This is a genomic window from Sphingomonas sp. S6, assembly GCF_043498045.1.
Taxonomy (GTDB): domain Bacteria; phylum Pseudomonadota; class Alphaproteobacteria; order Sphingomonadales; family Sphingomonadaceae; genus Sphingomonas.
On sequence record NZ_JBIEOE010000003.1, the window covers coordinates 71863 to 91697 of the forward strand.

Genomic DNA, 19835 nt, shown 5'->3' on the forward strand with positions numbered 1-19835 from the left:
TCCCGCCTTCGCGGGAATGACGATGATTGTCTGGTGGAGGTCGCCATATGACCGACCCCATCCGCAAATGCATCCTGACGCAGGACCGCGACGTCCGCGACAACCTCGTGCGACTCGCGATCGCGCCGGACGGGCAGGTCCTGCCCGACGTGCGTGCCAAGGCCCCCGGCCGCGGCGCGTGGATCGGCGTGACCCGCGCCGAACTGGACGAGGCGATCGCCAAGAAGCGCCTACGCGGTGCTCTGGCCCGTGCGTTCAAGAGCGCCGAGCTCGTGATCCCCGACGACCTGCCTGCGCGCATCGCCGCGGCGCTCGAACGCAATGCGCTCGACCGGCTCGGCCTCGAATCACGCTCCGGCCTGCTGCTGACGGGGTCCGAAAAGATCGAGACGGCGGCGCGGTCTGGGCAGCTCCACGCGCTCTATCATGCGGCCGATGCCAGCACCGACGGCAACCGCAAGCTCGACCAGGCGTGGCGGATTGGATCGGATCGTGAAGGATCGGACATCCGGGGCTTGGTATTGCCGGTCTCGCGCACCATATTGTCGTTGGCGCTTGGCCGCGAAAATGTGGTACACATCGCCCTGACCGACCGCGCTGCCGCCGCGCGGGTGAGCGACGCGCTCGACCGCTGGCTGCATTTTATCGGACCTGAACCCACTCCCGTGCCTTGCGAAACGGCCCCGCAAGGCGCATCGGCGCACCGGTTATCCGGCGCCGTTCCCGGCGGGACGCGACCGGCCGTAGACGTGAACGAGGAATTTGAGTGAGCGACACCGACAACGATAAGCCGAAACTTGGCATGCGCGCGCCTTTGGGGCTGAAGCGCACGGTCGAGACCGGCCAGGTGAAGCAGAGCTTCAGCCATGGCCGGTCCAATACGGTGATCGTGGAAACGAAGAAGCGGCGCGTGCTGGGCCGGCCGGGCGAGGCGCAGGCTGCGCCTGAGCAGCCGGTGCAGGCGCCCGTCGCCGCGCCGACGCCGGCTCCGGCCGCCCCTGCCCCGCGCCCGGCACCGTCGAACGAGACGCCGCAGGAGCGCCAGGCGCGTATGCTGCGCGAAGCCGAGGACCAGCGCATGCACGCGCTGGAAGACGCGCGCCGCCGCGAAGAGGCTGCGCGTGCGCAGGCGCTCGAGGACGAACGCCAGCGTGCCGCCGAAAAGGCCGCTGCTGCGGCGGCTGCCGCGGCCGCTCCCCCGGCTGCGCCCGAGCCCACGCCCGCGCCTGAGCCGGTTGCGCCTGCCGCAGCCGCCCCGGCGGCGCCTGCCGCGCCGACTGTGACCGTGCCGACCCCGGCCGGCCGTGGCTTCCGCCCGGTCGAGCGGCCCGTGCCGCCGACGCCGGTCGAGGAACCCGTTGCGGCCCCCGAACCAACGCCGGTTCCCACGCCTGCGCCGGCGCCCGCTCCGGCTCCGGTAGTCGCGCAGCCTGCGCCGCGTCCGGCGGCACCCGCCCCGGCGCCTGCGCCGACGGTGGAACTCGGCCGCGATCCGTCGCTGCCCGCGCCGCGTCGCTTCTCGCCGGTCGCACGTCCCGAAATTCCCAAGCCGCAGCCCAAGCCGGCTCCGGCGCCCGCCCCTGCCGCGGCTCCGGCCGCAAGCGCTTCGGGTTCCGCACCTGCCGGTGGCGTCAACCGCAACCTGCCCTCGGGCCAGGCCACGCCGCGCAACGCGCCCCCGAGCCGTCCGACGCAGCGCGACCGCAAGGGCGACGAGCGTCGCGGCGGCAAGCTGACCGTCAACCGCGCGCTGGGCGACGATGGTGCGCGCAGCCGCAGCCTCGCCGCGCTGAAGCGCGCGCGCGAAAAGGAAAAGCGTCATTTCGGCGGCCCGCGTGAAGCGCAGCCCAAGCAGGTCCGCGACGTCCAGGTGCCTGAGGCGATCACCGTCCAGGAACTCGCCAACCGTATGGCGGAAAAGGGCGCCGACCTCGTCAAGACGCTGTTCAAGATGGGCATGCCCGTCACGATGACGCAGACGATCGACCAGGATACGGCCGAGCTGCTGGTGACCGAATTCGGCCACAACATCGTCCGCGTGTCCGACAGCGATATCGATCTGGCGATCGACACGGTCGAGGATGCCGAAGAGGCGATGAAGCCGCGTCCTCCGGTCGTCACGATCATGGGCCACGTCGATCACGGCAAGACCAGCCTGCTCGACGCGCTGCGCGGCACCGACGTGGTGCGCGGCGAAGCCGGCGGCATCACGCAGCATATCGGCGCCTATCAAGTCACGCTGAAGGACAAGTCGAAGGTCACGTTCCTCGACACGCCGGGCCACGAGGCGTTCACGCAGATGCGTGCACGCGGTGCCGACGTCACGGATATCGTGGTGCTGGTGGTCGCGGCCGACGACGGGCTGATGCCGCAGACGATCGAGGCGATCAATCACACCAAGGCGGCCGGCGTGCCGATGATCGTGGCGATCAACAAGATCGACAAGTACGAAGCGAATGCCCAGCGCGTGCGCGAGCGCCTGCTGGAGCATGAGGTGGTGGTCGAGGAAATGGGCGGCGACGTCCAGGACGTCGAAGTCTCCGCGCTCAAGAAGACCGGCCTTGATGAGCTGATCGAGAAGATTCAGCTGCAGGCCGAACTGCTCGAACTGCGCGCCAACCCCGATCGCCCGGCCGAAGGCACGGTGATCGAGGCGAAGCTCGACAAGGGTCGCGGCCCGGTCGCGACGATCCTGGTCAACCGCGGCACGCTGAAGGTCGGCGACGTCTTCGTCATCGGCGCGGAAAGCGGCAAGGTCCGCGCCCTCGTCGACGACAAGGGCCGTCAGGTGAAGGAAGCCGGTCCGGCGATGCCGGTCGAGGTGCTCGGCATCTCGGGTGTGCCGTCGGCAGGCGATCCGTTGCAGGTCGTCGAGAACGAGGCGCGCGCCCGCGAGGTCGCGGAATATCGCCAGGGCGTGCTGACGCAGAAGCGCACCACGACTGCGCCGGCGAGCCTCGAGAGCATGTTCTCGGCGCTGAAGGCCAATGCGGCGAAGGAATATCCGCTCGTCGTCAAGGCCGACACGCAGGGCACCGTCGAGGCGATCGTCGCATCGATCAACAAGATCTCGACCGACCTCATCAAGGCGCGCGTGCTGCATTCGGGTGTCGGCGGCATCACCGAGAGCGACGTGACGCTGGCGGGTGCCAGCGGCGCGCCGATCATCGGCTTCAACGTCCGCGCGAACGCCAAGGCGCGCGAGATCGCCGATCGGCAGAAGGTGGCGCTCAAGTACTATGACGTCATCTACGACCTGATCGACGAGATCCGCGCCGGCATGGCGGGCGAGCTCGGGCCGGAAGCGTTCGAAACCGTCGTCGGCCGTGCGGAAATCCGCGAGGTCTTCTCGGCCGGCAAGCACGGCAAGGCCGCGGGTCTGCTGGTCGTCGAAGGCGTCATCCGCAAGGCGCTCAAGGCACGCATCACGCGCAACGACGTCATCATCTATCAGGGTGAGATCGCCAGCTTGCGCCGCTTCAAGGACGACGTGCCCGAAGTCCGTGCGGGTCTGGAATGCGGTGTGACGTTCACGCAGAACTTCACCGACATCAAGGCCGGCGACTTCCTCGAAACGTTCGAAGTCGAGATGCGCGAACGGACCCTCTAACCGTCATGCCAGCGCAGGCTGGCATCTTGCGCCGCGGGAGCGACACGGACGCCGCTCCCGCGGCACGAGACCCCAGCCGTCGCTGGGGTGACGCAGCCACGGCAGCGTCATGAACAAAGACCCCCAGGAAAAATCGGTTCGCACGCTGCGCGTCGGCGAGCAGGTGCGCCACGTGCTGTCGGAAATCCTCCAGCGCGGCGACGTGCATGACGAGACGCTGGCCAAACACATGGTCAGCATCACCGAAGTGCGCATGTCCCCCGACCTGCGCCACGCGACCGTCTTCGTGAAGCCGCTGCTCGGCAAGGACGAAGAGGCCGTGCTGAAGGCGCTGCGCACCAACACCGCCTACCTGCAACGCGAAGTGGCGCACCGCATCCAGAATAAGTACGCCGCGAAACTTAAATTCCTCGCCGACGAAAGCTTCGACGAAGGCAGCCACATCGACCAACTGCTCCGCCGGCCCGAGGTGGCGCGGGATCTGGGTGAGGATTGACGACACACGCGCGCCACAGCACTCTGTCATTATGCCATATAGTGTCACGATGGATGTGGATGGCAGCATTACCCTGCCAGGCGAGATCATCGCCGCGAAAGGGTGGCTGCCAGATCAGGTGCTTGCGATCGACGTGGTAGAAGGCGGCGTGATCATTCGAGCCGTATTACCAGATGATGCTGACTTGGCTTCAGCGTGATGCGCCGGCTTTTTTCGTCGTGTGCGATTGTGAGCGGATTTGCCTTAGGCTTTGCGAGCTCAACCAGCGCGCAAATCGGCGCGCTGACCACCGACTGTAAGGCCAGCGGTTTTAACCGCTCCAAAACAGCCTATCAGTTCGTAGCAACATGTCCGGGTCGCGCGCCATCGCCCGATGGCCGCTTGGCCATCGTTCAACACGCCTATCGGGATCGTCAGCCGCCGATCGAGTTGCAGGACGCGAAAGGTAAGACGCTGGCCCACCTGGCTACGCTGGCGGACGATATGCCGTTTGCGGTTCTCTGGTCGCGGGACGGGCGCTGGCTGGCCGTGAACCATCATGTTGGCTCGTTTATGGATGAATTGCAGCTCTTCGAAATCGTTGGCCGGCAGATCGTTCGACGGCGCGCACTCGTGACAGCAGCAAAGCGACAGGCGGTCACCCGCTATCGCTGCCTCAGGCCGGACTCGGTTTTGCCGTCCGCTGTACGCTGGTCGAAGGACAGCCGGCACCTGATGGTCGTCACGATCAGTTCACCCTATGCCTGTAGCGAAAACGCCAAGGCCGGCGATTGGTGGCCTGCGTGGATGATCGGCGACGTCGCAACGGGACGGATCGACGCCAAATCAGTGAAAGTCGATAAGGCAGAAGGCGCTTTGCACGAACCCCGCGATCCCCTGTACCGCAGTTTCTGATGGCCAAGCTCTATTTCTACTACGCCTCGATGAATGCGGGGAAGTCGACGACGCTGTTGCAGGCGGACTTCAACTATCGCGAGCGGGGCATGGAGACGATGCTGTTCACCGCCGCGGTGGACGATCGCTTTGCGCACGGCACGATCACCAGCCGGATCGGGTTGGAGGCGCCGGCGACGCCGTTCGAGGGCACGACCGACCTTGCCGCCTGCGTCGCGGATCGGCTGGCGCGCGGCCCGCTCGCTTGCGTGCTGGTAGACGAGGCGCAATTCCTCTCCGCCGCGCAGGTCGCACAATTGGCGCACATCTGCGACGTGCTGAACGTGCCGGTGCTGGCGTACGGCCTGCGCACCGACTTCCAGGGGCGATTGTTCGAAGGATCGGCGCGGCTGCTGGCGATCGCGGACGCGCTCATCGAGATCAAATCGGTGTGCGTGTGCGGGCGCAAGGCGACGATGAACCTGCGCGTCGATGCCGAGGGCCGCGCCATCGCCGAAGGCGCGCAGACCGAGATCGGCGGTAACGACCGCTATATCGCGCTGTGCCGGCGGCATTTTTCGGAGGCGTTGGCACAATAGCCCGTCATTGCGAGCGAAGCGAAGCAATCCAGAGCTGGACCAGGACGCCCTGGATTGCTGCGCTTCGCTCGCAATGACGGCGGACTGGGAAGCTCTGGCGCTATCCCCTCCCCCGCGCCATATCGCGCGCCATGAACCCCGATAACATCGTCTATCGCAGCGCGATCTGGATCATCCCGCTCGTCATCGCGATCGTCTTTCACGAAGTCGCGCACGGCTGGATGGCCAAGTGGCTCGGCGATCCGACCGCCGAGGAACAAAAACGGCTGAGCTTCAACCCGATCCGCCACGTCGATCCGCTCGGCACGCTCATCCTGCCGCTCGGCCTCGCCATCGCGGGCGCACCGGTGTTCGGCTGGGCGAAGCCGGTGCCGGTGGTCGCGCAGCGCCTGCGCAACCCGCGCTGGGGCATGGTCGCGGTGGCGCTTGCCGGGCCGGGCATGAATCTGATCCTCGCCACCATTGCCGCGATCCTGATCGGCTCGGCAGTCGCGCTGCTGCACGGCGCGCAGCCGACCGGCGTTGCGGGGTTCGTGTTCGCGAACCTCGTCAACTTCCTGCTGGTCAACGTCTTCCTCGCGATCTTCAACCTGCTGCCGATGCCGCCGTTCGATGGCGGGCATGTCGTCGAGGGTATCCTGCCCCGCCCGCTAGCGGCGCAATGGGCGAAAATCGGGCGGTTCGGTTTCCTGCTGCTGCTCTTTGTCCTCGTCGTTCTGCCGATGATCGCGCCACGCGCCGATGTCGTCGGGCGACTGGTCGGCCCACCGGCCGACGCGGTGATCGGCCTGTTCCTGAAACTGGCGCAGGCGATCGGCTGATGCACGGCTGGATCATCGTCGACAAACCGCTGGGGCTCGGCAGCACGCAGGTCGTCTCCGCGGTGAAGCGCGCGCTGCGCCAGGGCGGCTATGGCAAGTTCAAGGTCGGCCACGGCGGCACGCTCGATCCGCTGGCGACCGGGGTGCTGCCGGTCGCGGTCGGCGAGGCGACGAAGCTTGCCGGGCGAATGCTCGACAGCGACAAGGTGTATGACTTTTCCATCCGCTTCGGCGCGCAGACCGATACGCTGGATGCCGAAGGCGTGGTGATCGCAACGTCCGACGTGCGGCCGACGCTGGCCGACGTGGAGGCGGTGCTGCCGCGCTTCACCGGCCTGATCACGCAGGTCCCGCCGGCGTATTCGGCGCTGAAGGTCGATGGCGAGCGGGCGTACGATCTGGCGCGCGCGGGCGAGGATGTGGTGCTCGCGAGCCGGGAGGTGACGGTGCATGCCCTCACCTCCCGTCATCCCAGCGAAGGCTGGGATCTCTCCGAAGAGCGCGCGCGCCTCGCCGCAGAAGACCCCAGCTTTCGCTGGGGTGACGGAAACCGCGGCGTGGACGACATCACCCTCACCGCCCATGTCTCGAAGGGCACCTACATCCGTTCCCTCGCCCGCGACATCGCGCTCGCGCTCGGCACGGTCGGGCATGTCACCATGCTCCGCCGCACCAAGGCGGGGCCGTTCACCCTCGCACCGGCGATAACGCTGGACAATCTGGCGGAAGCCGGTATGGGCCGCACCCTTGAACAGATACTCCTGCCGTTGAGGGCGGGGCTGGACGACATCCCGGCTCTACCCCTCACCCCCGATCAGGCAGGGGCGCTCCGCCAGGGGCGTGTTCTGACCGGGATCGCCACGGACGAAGGCCCATACTTCGCATGCGACGGCGATACGCCGGTCGCGCTGGTATCGGTCGAGGACCAACAGGTCCGTGTCGTCCGCGGTTTCAACCTATGATGTCGAGGACGAAGACATGACCATTACCGCCGAGCGCAAGAACGAACTCGTCAAGGCTCACGCCCGCCAGGAAGGCGACACGGGTTCGCCGGAAGTCCAGGTCGCGATCCTGTCGGAGCGCATCAAGAACCTGACCGAGCACTTCAAGGGTCACAAGAAGGACAACCATTCGCGCCGCGGGCTGCTGATGATGGTCAACAAGCGGCGCTCGCTGCTCGACTATCTGCGCAAGACCGATGGCCAGCGGTATCTGGACCTGATCGCGAAGCTGGGTCTTCGCAAGTAACCCCCAGCGGGTGAAACGAGAGGGCGGCCTTCGGGTCGCCCTTTTCGTATCGGTGTGCTATGGGCGCGCCACGAGTTTCACGAATACCGGCACGAGCCGGGTAAGCGGAAGACGGGCAATTCGGCCCCGATCCATCGGAGCGACAAGACGCTCCACACCGCGCGAGCCGGCTTAGCTCGCAGATAGGCCCCCCGACGCATTTGGCGTGGGGAGTGAAGGAAAATACATGTTCAATGCCAAGAAGGTATCGATCGAGTGGGGCGGCCAGACGCTCACCCTCGAAACGGGCAAGGTCGCCCGCCAGGCTGACGGCGCGGTCATCGCGACGCTCGGCGAGACGGTGGTGCTCTGTGCCGTGACCGCCGCCAAGTCGGTGAAGGAAGGGCAGGATTTCTTCCCGCTCACCGTCCACTACCAGGAAAAGTTCTCGGCCTCGGGCCGCATCCCCGGTGGCTTCTTCAAGCGCGAGCGTGGCGCGACCGAGCGTGAGACGCTCGTCAGCCGCCTGATCGACCGTCCGATCCGCCCGCTGTTCCCCGAAGGCTTCTACAACGAGATCAACTGCATCGCGCAGGTCCTGTCGTACGACGGCGAGAACGAGCCCGATCTGCTGGCGATGATCGCCGCTTCGGCCGCGATGACGCTGTCGGGCGTGCCCTTCATGGGCCCGATCGGCGCGGCGCGCGTCGGCTATAAGGACGGCGAATACGTCCTCAACCCGTCGGATGCCGAAGTGCTGACCGGCGAGCTCGACCTGATGGTCGCCGCGACGCATGACGCCGTCATGATGGTCGAATCCGAAGCCAAGGAGCTGTCGGAAGACGTCATGCTCGGCGCGGTGATGTTCGCGCACAAGGCGTCGCAGCAGGTGATCGACGCGATCATCGACCTCGCCGAACAGGCCGCCAAGGAACCTTGGGAGCTGAAGGTCCAGGCAGACAGCTCGGCGGTGAAGGCCAAGCTGAAGAAGCTGATCGGCAAGGACCTTGAGGCAGCCTACAAGCTGACCGACAAGCAGGCCCGCCAGACCGCGATCAACGACGCGCGTGCCAAGGCCCGCGACGGCATGGCCGACCTGAAGGACAGCGATCCCCAGGCGTATCTCGCCAGCCTGAAGCTGGTGAAGAAGCTGGAAGCCGACATCGTCCGCACCGCGATCCTGAAGACGGGTCGCCGCATCGACGGCCGCAACACCACGACCGTCCGCCCGATCCAGTCGGAAGTTCACTTCCTGCCGCGCGCGCACGGTTCGGCGCTGTTCACCCGCGGCGAGACGCAGACGATCGCGACCACCACGCTCGGTACCCGCGACGCGGAGCAGATGATCGACGGCCTCAACGGCCTGTCGTACCAGAACTTCATGCTCCACTATAACTTCCCACCCTATTCGGTCGGTGAAGTCGGCCGCTTCGGTGCGCCGGGTCGTCGCGAAGTCGGTCACGGCAAGCTCGCCTGGCGCGCGCTGCACCCGGTGCTGCCGACCAAGGAGGAATTCCCCTACACGATCCGCGTCACGTCGGACATCACCGAGTCGAACGGCTCCTCGTCGATGGCCACCGTCTGCGGCGGTTCGCTGTCGATGATGGACGCAGGCGTGCCGCTGAAGCGCCCCGTGTCGGGCATCGCGATGGGCCTGATCCTGGAAGGCAAGGACTTCGCCGTCCTGTCGGACATCCTGGGCGACGAGGATCACCTCGGCGACATGGACTTCAAGGTCGCCGGCACTAGCGAGGGCATCACCGCGCTGCAGATGGACATCAAGATCTCGGGCATCACCGAAGAGATCATGAAGGTCGCGCTGAAGCAGGCCCACGAAGGCCGCGCGCACATCCTTAATGAGATGGCCAAGGCGCTGGGCGAGACCCGTTCGGAGCTGTCGGCGCACGCGCCGCGCATCGAAACCTTCACGATCGACAAGTCGAAGATCCGCGAAGTCATCGGCACCGGCGGCAAGGTGATCCGCGAGATCGTCGCCACCACCGGCGCGAAGGTCGACATCGACGACGAGGGCGTCATCAAGGTGTCGTCGTCGGATTCGTCGCAGATCGAAGCCGCGATCAAGTGGATCAAGGGCCTGGTCGAAGAGGCCGAGGTCGGCAAGATCTACGACGGCAAGGTCGTCAACCTCGTCGATTTCGGTGCGTTCGTGAACTTCATGGGTGGCAAGGACGGTCTCGTCCACGTCTCGGAGATCAAGAACGAGCGCGTCGAAAAGGTCTCGGACGTCCTGTCTGAAGGCCAGCAGGTCAAGGTGAAGGTCCTCGAGATCGATCCGCGCGGCAAGGTTCGCCTGTCGATGCGCGTCGTCGACCAGGAAACCGGCGCCGAGCTGGAAGACACCCGTCCGGCGCGCGAACCGCGTGAAGGCGGCGACCGTGGCAGCCGTGGTCCGCGCGGCGACCGTGGTGATCGCGGTGACCGTGGTCCCCGTCGCGACGGCGGCGATCGTGGCGGCGACCGCGGTGACCGCGGCCCGCGCCGCGACCGTGGCCCCCGCGGCGAAGGCGGTGACCGTGGCCCGCGTAACGGCGGCGGCAACGATGACGGCCCCGCGCCGGAATTCGCGCCGGCCTTCCTGACCGGCGATCGCGACTGACCGTCGGCCAATGGCTAACGGAATTGGGGTTCGGCAGCGATGCCGGACCCCTTTTTCGTTTGGGGATCGATCGATCCTTTCGGTTTGAGCGCCGTAGCGCCGGCCCGAGGCGGATTGATGCAGATGAAGGCCGGATGCGCCCTATCGTGCTAAAGGGTCATGGCTTGTGACGTGTTGCCCGTTGGCGACAAGCATCACCCCGATGAGGGAGGCCTTCATGCCGACTCACGCCGAAACCCAATTCTATATCCATCGCGAACGCCAGGAGCGCGCGCTCGCCGACCGCACACCGAACAGCGACGGCCGCCGCGTCCACCTCGACATGGCCCAACGCTACGCCAAGCTGATCGCCGAAGGAGAGGCGCAGGACGCCGTCGACCGACGTCCGACCTGACGCCCACCGCCCCTCCCCCAAACGTCAGCTGATATCCACGATGCGGATCAGCCGGCCCTCAGCGATCGTCAGGAACGACGCGCCGCGGCGCGTGACGGGCACCCCCGCCGCCATCGATCCCAGATCGACCGCGGGAATCCCCTGCCAGTCCACCTCGATCGCGACTCGATCCCCCTCGACGACGGCGGTGCGCGCCGCCTGGTGACGCGTAGTGAAGAGCGCGGCCCCTTGCGCGGCGAGCTTGGCAAACGCCTCTCGCCCCTCCACCCGCACGCCGTTCCCCTCGCCGGAAACATGCTCGAATACGATCGAGTCGGCGACGCACGCGACCAACGCGGCAACGTCCTTGCGATTATAGGCGTCGAGATAGGTCTGGATGATGGCAGGCAATGTCATGGCAAAGGCCGTTCCCACGGGCACCGTGCCACCGATGGGCCGGTTGGCTGCGGCGGCTTGGGCGCCCCCAAGTGGATAAGGATGGCGGGCGATGCCGATCGGCACGCCCACGGGCGCAGACCCCGCCTGACGGATCAGGCCGGGTGGCTAAATCGTCCGCAGATGGCGACGGCGAAGGGAACCGGCAGGGCCATGCGCGAATTATGCCGATCCGGACGGATATGTCGAGCACGGGCCGGTTCGCGCGAACATGACACCAAGATGAAATCCCGCTCGCCGGCAGCGTCATCGAATCGCAACACGCCCGCCACAGCCCGGCGGTAGGCGCGCCCCAGGAAGGCACATTGCCTCGAAGGGGAATATTTCGTCATGATGAAGATGTCCGGCAGCCGCGCGCTGCTGATGATCGGCGTCGCCGCATCCGCCCTCGCCGCCGCACCGGCGTTCGCCGCCGATGCCGCCAAGGCGACCGCCACTGCGGCGCCGGCCGCCGATCCCACGCCCGCCACGGATCCGACCCCCGCGGCCGAGCCGGACCAGTTGCAGGACATCGTCGTCACCGCCACCAAGCGCGAAACCAACCTGCAGAAGACGCCGATCGCGATCAGCGTGCTCGATCCCGAAGCGATCAAGGACCGCCACGTCCAGAGCCTGCTCGATCTGGGTGACGGCGCGGTGCCGTCGCTGCGCGTCGCCACGTTCGAAGCGCGCCAGTCGGCGCTGACGATCGGCATCCGCGGCATCGTGCCGTTCGACCAGAACCAGACCGCGCGTGACTCGGGCGTCGGCGTCTATATCGACGGCGTCTACCTCGGCCGCTCGCAGGGCCTGAACGCCGCGCTGTTCGACGTGCAGCGCATCGAAGTGCTGCGTGGCCCGCAGGGCACGCTGTTCGGCCGCAACACCGAAGGCGGCGCGCTCAGCATCGTCACCAAGGCCCCCACCGGGGAATTCGGTGGCCGCGTCACCGCAGGCTTCGGCAATTACGGTGCGCGCAACGGCGAAGCGCATATCGACCTGCCCGAGTACCAGAACATCTCGATCAAGCTGGACGGCGTGTACCAGCATCAGGATGCGACGACGCGCAACCCGCTCGCCGGCCAGATCGGCTGGAACGCCTATGACCGCGTCGGCGGCCGCGTCGCCGCGCGCTGGAAGCCGACCGACAGTTTCACCGCCGACGTCGCCTTCGACAAGGCGCGTGACGAGAACACGCCGTTCTTCAGCCAGCTGATCAACTACAACCCGCTCGGCCGCACCGTCGGCGTGCTCGACCGCACCACCAACCGCATCGTCCTGCCTGGCAGCGCGGCCGGCGCGCCGACCTGCCTGTCGAGTACGATCTCGGCGACGACCTGCATCGCGCCGCTGCCCGCGCTGGTCGGCGTCCACCCGAACCGCCAGAACGTCGCCGACGTCGGCGTGCCGCAGCAATATAGCGTCGACAAGACGCAGGGCGTCAGCGCGACGCTGTCGTACAAGGTCGATCCGGCGATCACGCTGAAGTCGATCACCGCCTGGCGCCGCGTGGCGACCAACCAGTGGGACAATTCGGGCGGTCCGGAGCGCGTCGCCTATGCCCCCAACGGCAAGTTCAGCCGCTACAGCCTGTCGGATCTGTACCAGAGCCAGTTCAGCCAGGAATTCCAGGCGATCGGCAGCGTCGACCAGCTCGACTGGGTCGCCGGCCTCTATTATTTCAACGAACAGGCCCGCGAATCCGCCGCGACGCCTTCGTCGAACCAGTGGAACGCCGACGGTACCGCCTACACCATCCTGCCCTCGCAGGTGTTCGGCACGATCAGCTCGTCCAACCAGGGCTGGGACTATAACTCCCGCTTCCTGCAGCGCGCCAGCGTCGCCCGCACCCGCAGCTATGCCGCATACGGCCAGGCGACCTGGACCCCCGCCGCGGCGGAGATGCTGCACCTCACGGTCGGCGGCCGCTATTCGAAGGACAAGCGTGACGGCACTTTGTACCTCGTGTCGGGCGTCCCCACCAATTACGTGCTGAACTATGATCGCGGGCGGTTCGACCCGATGGTGACGCTGGCCGCCGACGCGGCGCCCGGCATCAATCTGTACGCCAAATATTCGAGCGGCTTCCGCGCCGGTGGCGCCAACGACCGCTCGTCGAACTTCGGTGCGTTCGGACCGGAATCGGTGAAGGCCTATGAAATCGGTGCGAAGACCGACTTCCTGAACCACAAGGTGCGTGTGAACGTCGCGGGCTATATCATGGACCGCAAGAATACGCAGATCGACTTCGACAACGTCGACACCAACCAGTTCCTGCCGGGCACCACCACCGCCAACCCGAACTTCAACCTGCACACCGAAAATACGGCGAATGCGCCGGGCACGTCGAAGATCCGCGGTATCGAACTGGACGTCAGCGCGCGGCCGATCGACAGCCTGACGCTGACCGCCTCCTACGCCTATACCTACACCAAGGTGCCGGCGACGGCGAACCCGAACCCGGGCCCGACCTTCGGCGTGCTGACGCAGGTCTACACCGTCTACACCCCGCCGCACGCGGCATCGGCGGCGATCGATTACGATCTGCCGGTCGGCACGGGCAGCACGCATGCGCGCTTCCACCTCGACGCCAATTACGCGGCGCCGCAGTACAGCTTCCAGTCGGAAAGCGTGAAGACCGACTCGAGCTTCATCGTGAACGGTCGCATCGCGCTGGCCGACATCCCGCTGAGCGCACAGGGCCAGAAGGCGACGCTGTCGCTCTGGTCGCGCAACCTGCTCAACGAACAGCACATCTATCGCCGTTCGGACGCGAATATCGCGGTGCTGGGTTCGTATGCCAACTTCAACCCGCCGCGCACCATCGGTCTGGAAGGATCGGTGAACTTCTAAGCGGCCGACAGGTCCGATTGCGAAGGGGCGGTGCCGGCAACGGCGCCGCCCCTTTCGTTTGCCCCTCAACAAACGTCATCCCAGCGAAGGCTGGGATCTCCATGTAACGGGCGCAGCAGGAGCCGCGAGAGGCCCCAGCCTCCGCTGGGGCGACGCTACTGTCGGGATCGATTACCCAACCAGCGGCACGCTCAACACCACGCGCAATCCCGGCGCCGCATCCTCCAGCGACAGCTCGCCATGATGCAGCCGCGCGATCGCCGCGGCGAGCGGCAGGCCCAGGCCGAACCCGCCGGTCGACCGGCTCGCATCCAGCCGGCCGAAGCGCCGCAGGGCGGTGGCGCGATCCACCGCGGCGATGCCGGGCCCGTTATCGGCGACCCGGACGATCGCCTGCCCCCTCGCCGCGACGGCCGACAGAATGATGCGCGTCCCCGGCGGCGTATGGCGCACGGCATTGACGATCAGATTGACCAATACCTGCGTCAGCAGTTGGCGATCGGCGTGGACGGGCAGCGCGGCGACGGGATCGCAGACCAGGACATGCGCATCGTCCTCGACCACCGGCGCCATCATCTCCCCGACCTCCGCGACGAGTTCGCCGAGGTCGAAGCGCGCAAAGCCCGCCCGCCGCGCGCCGCCCTCCACCTCGGCGATGCGCAGGATCGCGGCGAACATGCCAAGGATCGTGTCGCTCTGCGCGATCGCGGTGGACAGGCCGTCGCGCATCGCCGGCGTTTCGGCACGCCGTTCCAGCTGCACGAGCTGGCCTCGGAGGCGCGCGAGCGGGCTGCGCAGGTCGTGCGCGATATCGCTCGACACTTCGGCGATCCCGCGCATCAGCTCGGCAATCCGGTCGAGCATCGCGTTAAAGGCGTGCGCCTGTGCATCGAACGCCCCGCCATCGCCTTCGGTGGGGACGCGGCGCTGCATGTCGCCATCGACGATCGCCGCCGCGGTCGCGCGCATCGCACCGATCCGCCGCTCGACAAGCCGCGAAAACATCACGAGTCCCACCCCAACGACCAGCAGGATCGATCCGAAACCGGCCAGATAGCTGCGCAGTCGCGCCGTGCCCGAATCGTCGAACGGCTCGGTCTCGGCGATCATCGTCAGCCGCCGGCCATCGCCGACGTCACCGGTATAGGCGCGCCCCGCGGTCAGCCCCTTGATCCCGTCGTCGCTGTGCAGCGAGCTGAAGCCGCGCGGCGGCACCTGGCGCAATCGGACGTTGCCGCCGATCTGCCGTCCCTGCGCATCGACCAGCATCGCACCGATATCGCCCGTGTCGCGGTCGCTCGCCAACATGCGCAGCCGCTCGACCAGCACGGGCGTCGGCATCGGCCGCTCGCCCTCGTGCGCGATGGCATCGACCGCCGTGGCGATACGCTGGTCGACCAGTTGGACAATCGCACGGCGCTGCGCGGTATAGATGGCGACGCCCGTCCCCAGCGTCGCCGCGATCATGGCCGCGACGAAGATCCAGGTCAGCGCCCGCAGCGATCGCGGCGCACGCAGCCGCCGGCCCCGCGGCATGCGTCAGCTACGCAACAGATAGCCGACGCCGCGCATCGTCTGGATAGGATCGTCGCCGCCATGCGCGGTCAGCTTCTGGCGCAGACGGCGGATGTAGACGTCGACCAGATTGGTGTCGGGCTCGAAGTCGTACCCCCACACCCGCTCGATCAGCATCGCGCGCGTCAGCACGGTATCGGCATTGCGCACCAGTTCGGCGAGCAGCTTCAGCTCCAGCTTGGCAAGGTCGAGCGGCTTCTCGTCGCGCCACGCCCGGAAGCGCGACGGGCTGACGACGATATCGCCCGCGCGCAGCGTGTCGCTCGCCTCGCGCGTCCATTGCCGGCCGCGCACCACCGCCTGCAGCCGCGCGTGGAGTTCGGCCGCCTCGACCGGCTTCACGACATAATCGTCGGCGCCTGCGGCCAGGCCGCTGATTTTGTCGTCGGACTGGCCGCGCGCACTCAGCATGATGACGGGCACCGATCGCGCATCGCCACGCAGCCGCTCGAGCAGCGCAATGCCGTCGACCCGCGGCATCATCCGGTCGAGCACCACCGCATCGAAGGCGTCCTGATCGATCGCCGCCAGCGCCGCCCGCCCGTCGCTCGCGGTCGATAATGCGTGGCCGAAGCCGGTCAGTTCATCCGCCAGCGAATCGGCCAGGACGGGGTCGTCATCAACCAGGAGGATTTTCATGGGGCTAGGGTCCGCTCGACACTGTTACGTCCAACGGGCTGCCGTGTCGGCAGATAAATTTCAAATGACAAAGGTGTAAGGTGGGGGTGGCGCACACCGCCGCGGGAATGACGTCGGTCCTGTGGCCGGACCGCAGCCCAACTCGAAGCGCCCCAACCGGAACCGATCCGGCCCCACGGAAGTACTGCCCCCACCTCTTGTCCACCGCCCCCCGATCCTGTCAGGATAGCCCATGCCCAGCGCACCCCGTCCCGCGTGAACCGTCTCGCCCCCGATTCCGACGATGCGCGCTTCATCCGGCGCATCTTTTACGTGCTCATCATCGCAGCGGTCGCCGCAGCGCTGTTCCGCGCGGGCAATTTGCTGATCCTCGCCTTCGGGTCGATGCTGGGCGCGATCGCCATCCATGCGCTCGCCGACCTCTACCGCGATCACCTGCGCGTCTCGGACCGGACCGCCTTCTGCCTCGGTATGGCGACCGCCTATGGCGTCGTCGCGTTCCTCGTCTGGCTGTTCGGGGTGCAGTTCCGCGAACAGGTCAACGTGCTGGTCACGCAATTGCCCAACCTGCTCGACCAGCTTGCCGCCTGGGCCTCGCAAAGCCCGGTCGGCGCCAAGATCGTCGATGCGGTGCAACAGGCCTATGCCGGGTCGAAGGCGGCGCAGGATGTCGGCGGCTTGGTGCAGGGCGCGGGCGAACTGGTCCTCAACAGCATTTTGCTGCTCGTCGGCGCGGCCTTTTTTGCCGCCGATCCCGGCATCTACCAGCGCGGCTTCCTGTTCCTGATCCCGCCCTCAAAGCGCCCGGCGATCGAGGATGCGCTGTTCGACGTCGGCTCGACGCTGCGGCTGTGGCTGCGTTCGTCGCTGATCCTGATGACGACGATGGGGCTGCTGATCGGCATCGGCCTGTGGATTTCGGGCGTGCCCTCCGCCGCCGCGCTCGGGCTGCTCGCCGGCCTGTCGGAGTTCATCCCCTATGTCGGCCCCACCGCCGCGATGATCCCCGCGCTGGGCCTCGCCGCGACGCAGGGCAATGGTGCGCTGATCGGTGCGCTCGCCACCTATGCGATCGTCCGGTTGATCCAGACCAATTTCATCACCCCCTACGTCCAGGCGCGCGTCGTCTCGATCCCGCCGGCGATCACCGTCTTCGCGATCATCGGCATCGGCGTGATCTTCGGCATCTTCGGGCTGTTCTTCTCGGCGGCGCTGCTCGTCGTGATCTTCACATTGGTGCGCAGCCTGTATCTGCGCGAGGTGCTGGGCGAGGATATCCCGCGCAGCCGCCACCAGACGCTGCTCGGCCCCGACCTGACGCCGCACGATCCGGACGCCGATACCGATCGCCACGACGGCAAATCGTAAAGATTGACGTCCGCACTTAATCCCGAATTAACCTTTTGCCTTCAGATGTCGTTTGGTTAATGAATCGGGGTGAGCCGCGAGCCAGGGGTGCTGGCGGCCTCGCCAACAGGGGACGACGCGATGCGGGTGTTGTTGATCGAGGACGAGCCGACCACGGCCAAGGCGATCGAGCTGATGCTCGGCACCGAGGGGTTCAACGTCTATACGACCGACCTTGGTGAGGAGGGCTTGGACCTCGGCAAGCTGTACGACTACGACATCATCCTGCTCGACCTCAACCTGCCGGACATGCACGGCTATGACGTGCTGAAGAAGCTGCGCGTCGCCCGCGTGACCACGCCGGTGCTCATCCTCAGCGGCATCAACGAGATGGACAGCAAGGTGCGCAGCTTCGGCTTCGGCGCCGACGATTACGTCACCAAGCCCTTCCATCGCGAAGAACTGATCGCCCGCATCCATGCGGTCGTCCGTCGTTCGAAGGGCCATTCGCAATCGGTCATCCGCACCGGCAAGCTCGCCGTCAACCTCGACGCCAAGACGGTCGAGGTCGATGGCGCGCGCGTGCATCTGACCGGCAAGGAATATGCGATGCTCGAGCTGCTCAGCTTGCGCAAGGGCACCACGCTGACCAAGGAAATGTTCCTGAACCACCTGTACGGCGGCATGGACGAACCCGAACTCAAGATCATCGACGTCTTCATCTGCAAGCTGCGCAAGAAGCTCAGCCTGGCCTGCGACGGCGAGAATTACATCGAGACCGTGTGGGGCCGCGGCTATGTGCTGCGCGAACCCGAAGAGGTCGTCGCGGTCGCCTGACCGACCAGTTTTACCCCTCCCCAGTATCCGGGAGTGAAGGGCCGCAGCATCGGGGGGTGCTGCGGCCCTTTTGGCGTGAGACCGCTTTGGCCGGTGTCAGGGACGCAGCAACCGCATCCAGCGGACAAAGCGCTGTTCGGCGGTCTCATCCACCTCACCATCCGCCGCCCAGACGTGATCGCCGCGCTGGCGCGCGATATGCGGGGTCAGGCCGAAGGCCGCCTTGAACGTCCGGTTGAAGGCGGTTTCGCTGGTAAAGCCCCACGCATAGCCGATTTCGGCAGCGGTCCGGCGTCGATTGGCGGGGTCCGCCAGCGCCATGGCCGCGCCCGTCAGGCGGCGGCGGCGAATATAACCGGCAACGCCACCGACCGGTTCGAACACGCGGTAGAGCGTAGCCCGCGACATGGCGAGTTCATGCGCCAGCGTCGCCACGTCCAGATCGGGATCGTGAATGCGATCGTCGATATGGCGCGCCGCCGCGCGGAACGGGGAGACGACAGGCGTACCGACCGCGGGGGATTCGGCATATTCTTTCAGTACGGTCGTCGTCAGTCCTGCCGTCGCGACCGCCGCGGCACTGGCATCTTTGGGCAGCAGATGCGGCATGCGCTCGGCCAGCGCCTGGACATAGGCAGCGAGGATCGCGACCATATGGCGATCCTGCGACAGGACGAGGCCATGCAGCCCCGCCGGTTCGTCGAAGACGGCCTCGAAATGGGCACGCGGCACCAGCAGGCTGATGTTGGTGAAGTCCGTCGTCTGCGTGTGGAAGGGGCGCGAGAGGTCGAAGATCACGACGTTGCCCGGTTCCACCAGCACGTCGCGGCCATCGGCGTCGCCGGCAAAGCCGCCCGCGACGTACAGCTGTACCAGAATGTGGTCGAGACCGCTCTGCGCGACCAGTGCCCGCGACCGCGAAAAGCGCAGGGCGGACGACCGAAACGTCCCCGTCATCATCGTGCCGAGATGCCAGGCCGCCATATCGATCGCATATTCGTTCGGCTCGCCGACGCACTCGATCGCGAAAACGTCGCCCACGGCTTCGCCAAAGCTCGCCAGCCCCTGCGCCGCTCCGACTAAGGTCGAGGACAAGGTGAATTGCGGAACGCTCGCCGGCTCCTCCACCGGTGGTTCGCTTATCGCTGCCATGGGGCCGAGGTAAGCTGGAAGGGAATTGGGGTCATCATGCAGCGCTTAACTCTCACTACGGCCGGACCGGACATTCTGCCAACCCTTTGCACTGGCTGATTGATCCAAGATGGAACGCCGCAGCCGATGCGGCTATCACAACCGCATTTTCCTCTACTTCTCAAAGCTTTGTCTGATCGACCTGCGCAGCTGCTCACTTTGGCGGATCGTGGTGGAACGAATGGACAAGGAAATGGAACGCCACGTCCTCTGCATGCGCGTCTGTGTCCGATATAAAAATCACCATGTCGGCTGGGGGGCCGTGCTCATAATCGATCCTGTCGGCTCCTGTGCGCTTACTGCGTGCGAGAGAGCCGGCATCGTTCGGTGAGCACGCGCACT

19 protein-coding genes are annotated in these 19835 nt (G+C 66.4%); 15 read left to right on the forward strand and 4 right to left on the reverse strand.

Features of this window, described 5'->3' with window-relative positions; all coding sequences use genetic code 11:
- Positions 1-47 precede the first annotated feature (47 nt).
- From ACGVWT_RS05935 to ACGVWT_RS05985, 11 genes are all read left to right on the forward strand, one after another.
- Positions 48-770, forward strand: a complete 723-nt coding sequence (locus ACGVWT_RS05935) for a DUF448 domain-containing protein (protein WP_315461734.1) — start codon at positions 48-50, stop codon at positions 768-770.
- Positions 767-3610: a translation initiation factor IF-2 gene (infB, locus tag ACGVWT_RS05940; protein WP_315461735.1), complete on the forward strand. Its 2844-nt coding sequence runs from the start codon at positions 767-769 to the stop codon at positions 3608-3610. The genes ACGVWT_RS05935 and infB overlap by 4 nt, the downstream gene beginning before the upstream one ends.
- Positions 3611-3719: 109 nt before the next feature.
- Positions 3720-4106 (forward strand): 30S ribosome-binding factor RbfA, encoded by a 387-nt coding sequence (gene rbfA, locus ACGVWT_RS05945; protein ID WP_315461736.1) that lies wholly within the window; start codon positions 3720-3722, stop codon positions 4104-4106.
- 49 nt (positions 4107-4155) lie between these two features.
- The gene (locus ACGVWT_RS05950) at positions 4156-4305 is read left to right on the forward strand and encodes a hypothetical protein (RefSeq protein ID WP_315461737.1); all 150 of its coding nucleotides are present in this window, start codon (positions 4156-4158) and stop codon (positions 4303-4305) included.
- On the forward strand, positions 4305-5000 hold the full coding sequence (locus tag ACGVWT_RS05955; protein WP_315461738.1) for a hypothetical protein: 696 nt from the start codon (positions 4305-4307) through the stop codon (positions 4998-5000). The genes ACGVWT_RS05950 and ACGVWT_RS05955 overlap by 1 nt, the downstream gene beginning before the upstream one ends.
- Positions 5000-5578, forward strand: a complete 579-nt coding sequence (locus tag ACGVWT_RS05960) for a thymidine kinase (protein WP_315461739.1) — start codon at positions 5000-5002, stop codon at positions 5576-5578. Before ACGVWT_RS05955 ends, ACGVWT_RS05960 begins: the two co-directional genes overlap by 1 nt.
- A 131-nt stretch (positions 5579-5709) precedes the next feature.
- Entirely contained in the window at positions 5710-6399 is a 690-nt protein-coding gene (locus tag ACGVWT_RS05965) for a site-2 protease family protein (protein WP_315461740.1), read from the forward strand.
- Positions 6399-7361, forward strand: a complete 963-nt coding sequence (gene truB / locus ACGVWT_RS05970) for a tRNA pseudouridine(55) synthase TruB (RefSeq protein ID WP_315461741.1) — start codon at positions 6399-6401, stop codon at positions 7359-7361. The genes ACGVWT_RS05965 and truB overlap by 1 nt, the downstream gene beginning before the upstream one ends.
- A gap of 16 nt (positions 7362-7377) precedes the next feature.
- Positions 7378-7647: a 30S ribosomal protein S15 gene (gene rpsO / locus ACGVWT_RS05975; RefSeq protein ID WP_017977691.1), complete on the forward strand. Its 270-nt coding sequence runs from the start codon at positions 7378-7380 to the stop codon at positions 7645-7647.
- Positions 7648-7873: 226 nt separating this feature from the next.
- Entirely contained in the window at positions 7874-10243 is a 2370-nt protein-coding gene (gene pnp / locus ACGVWT_RS05980) for a polyribonucleotide nucleotidyltransferase (protein WP_315461742.1), read from the forward strand.
- Positions 10244-10460: 217 nt separating this feature from the next.
- Positions 10461-10637, forward strand: a complete 177-nt coding sequence (locus ACGVWT_RS05985) for a hypothetical protein (protein ID WP_315461743.1) — start codon at positions 10461-10463, stop codon at positions 10635-10637.
- Positions 10638-10661: 24 nt separating this feature from the next.
- On the opposite strand, the gene ACGVWT_RS05990 is transcribed toward ACGVWT_RS05985, so the two are convergent.
- Positions 10662-11144: a nuclear transport factor 2 family protein gene (locus ACGVWT_RS05990; protein ID WP_315461744.1), complete on the reverse strand. Its 483-nt coding sequence runs from the start codon at positions 11142-11144 to the stop codon at positions 10662-10664.
- A gap of 258 nt (positions 11145-11402) precedes the next feature.
- On the opposite strand from ACGVWT_RS05990, the gene ACGVWT_RS05995 reads away from it, so the two are divergent.
- Positions 11403-13904: a TonB-dependent receptor gene (locus ACGVWT_RS05995; RefSeq protein WP_315461745.1), complete on the forward strand. Its 2502-nt coding sequence runs from the start codon at positions 11403-11405 to the stop codon at positions 13902-13904.
- A gap of 171 nt (positions 13905-14075) precedes the next feature.
- Here the strand turns inward: ACGVWT_RS05995 and ACGVWT_RS06000 are convergent, their stop codons facing one another.
- Together ACGVWT_RS06000 and ACGVWT_RS06005 are read right to left on the reverse strand one after the other, a co-directional pair.
- A complete protein-coding gene (locus ACGVWT_RS06000; RefSeq protein WP_315461746.1) occupies positions 14076-15440 on the reverse strand; it encodes a HAMP domain-containing sensor histidine kinase in 1365 nt (454 codons plus the stop codon).
- Between the two features lie 3 nt (positions 15441-15443).
- Positions 15444-16118 carry a response regulator transcription factor gene (locus tag ACGVWT_RS06005; protein WP_017977685.1) on the reverse strand — a complete coding sequence of 225 codons (675 nt, stop codon included), beginning with the start codon at positions 16116-16118 and terminating at the stop codon, positions 15444-15446.
- 255 nt (positions 16119-16373) lie between these two features.
- On the opposite strand from ACGVWT_RS06005, the gene ACGVWT_RS06010 reads away from it, so the two are divergent.
- A complete protein-coding gene (locus tag ACGVWT_RS06010) occupies positions 16374-17486 on the forward strand; it encodes an AI-2E family transporter (protein WP_315461747.1) in 1113 nt (370 codons plus the stop codon).
- 120 nt (positions 17487-17606) lie between these two features.
- Complete coding sequence (gene ctrA, locus ACGVWT_RS06015) at positions 17607-18302, forward strand: response regulator transcription factor CtrA (RefSeq protein ID WP_020486368.1); 696 nt, start codon at positions 17607-17609, stop codon at positions 18300-18302.
- Between the two features lie 96 nt (positions 18303-18398).
- Here ctrA and ACGVWT_RS06020 read toward each other — a convergent pair whose 3' ends face one another.
- Positions 18399-19343, reverse strand: coding sequence for a helix-turn-helix domain-containing protein (locus ACGVWT_RS06020; protein WP_394425576.1), 945 nt, complete (start codon positions 19341-19343; stop codon positions 18399-18401).
- A gap of 220 nt (positions 19344-19563) precedes the next feature.
- Here ACGVWT_RS06020 and ACGVWT_RS06025 point away from each other — a divergent pair, with 220 nt between their 5' ends.
- The gene (locus ACGVWT_RS06025) at positions 19564-19824 is read left to right on the forward strand and encodes a hypothetical protein (protein ID WP_394425578.1); all 261 of its coding nucleotides are present in this window, start codon (positions 19564-19566) and stop codon (positions 19822-19824) included.
- Positions 19825-19835: the final 11 nt, after the last annotated feature.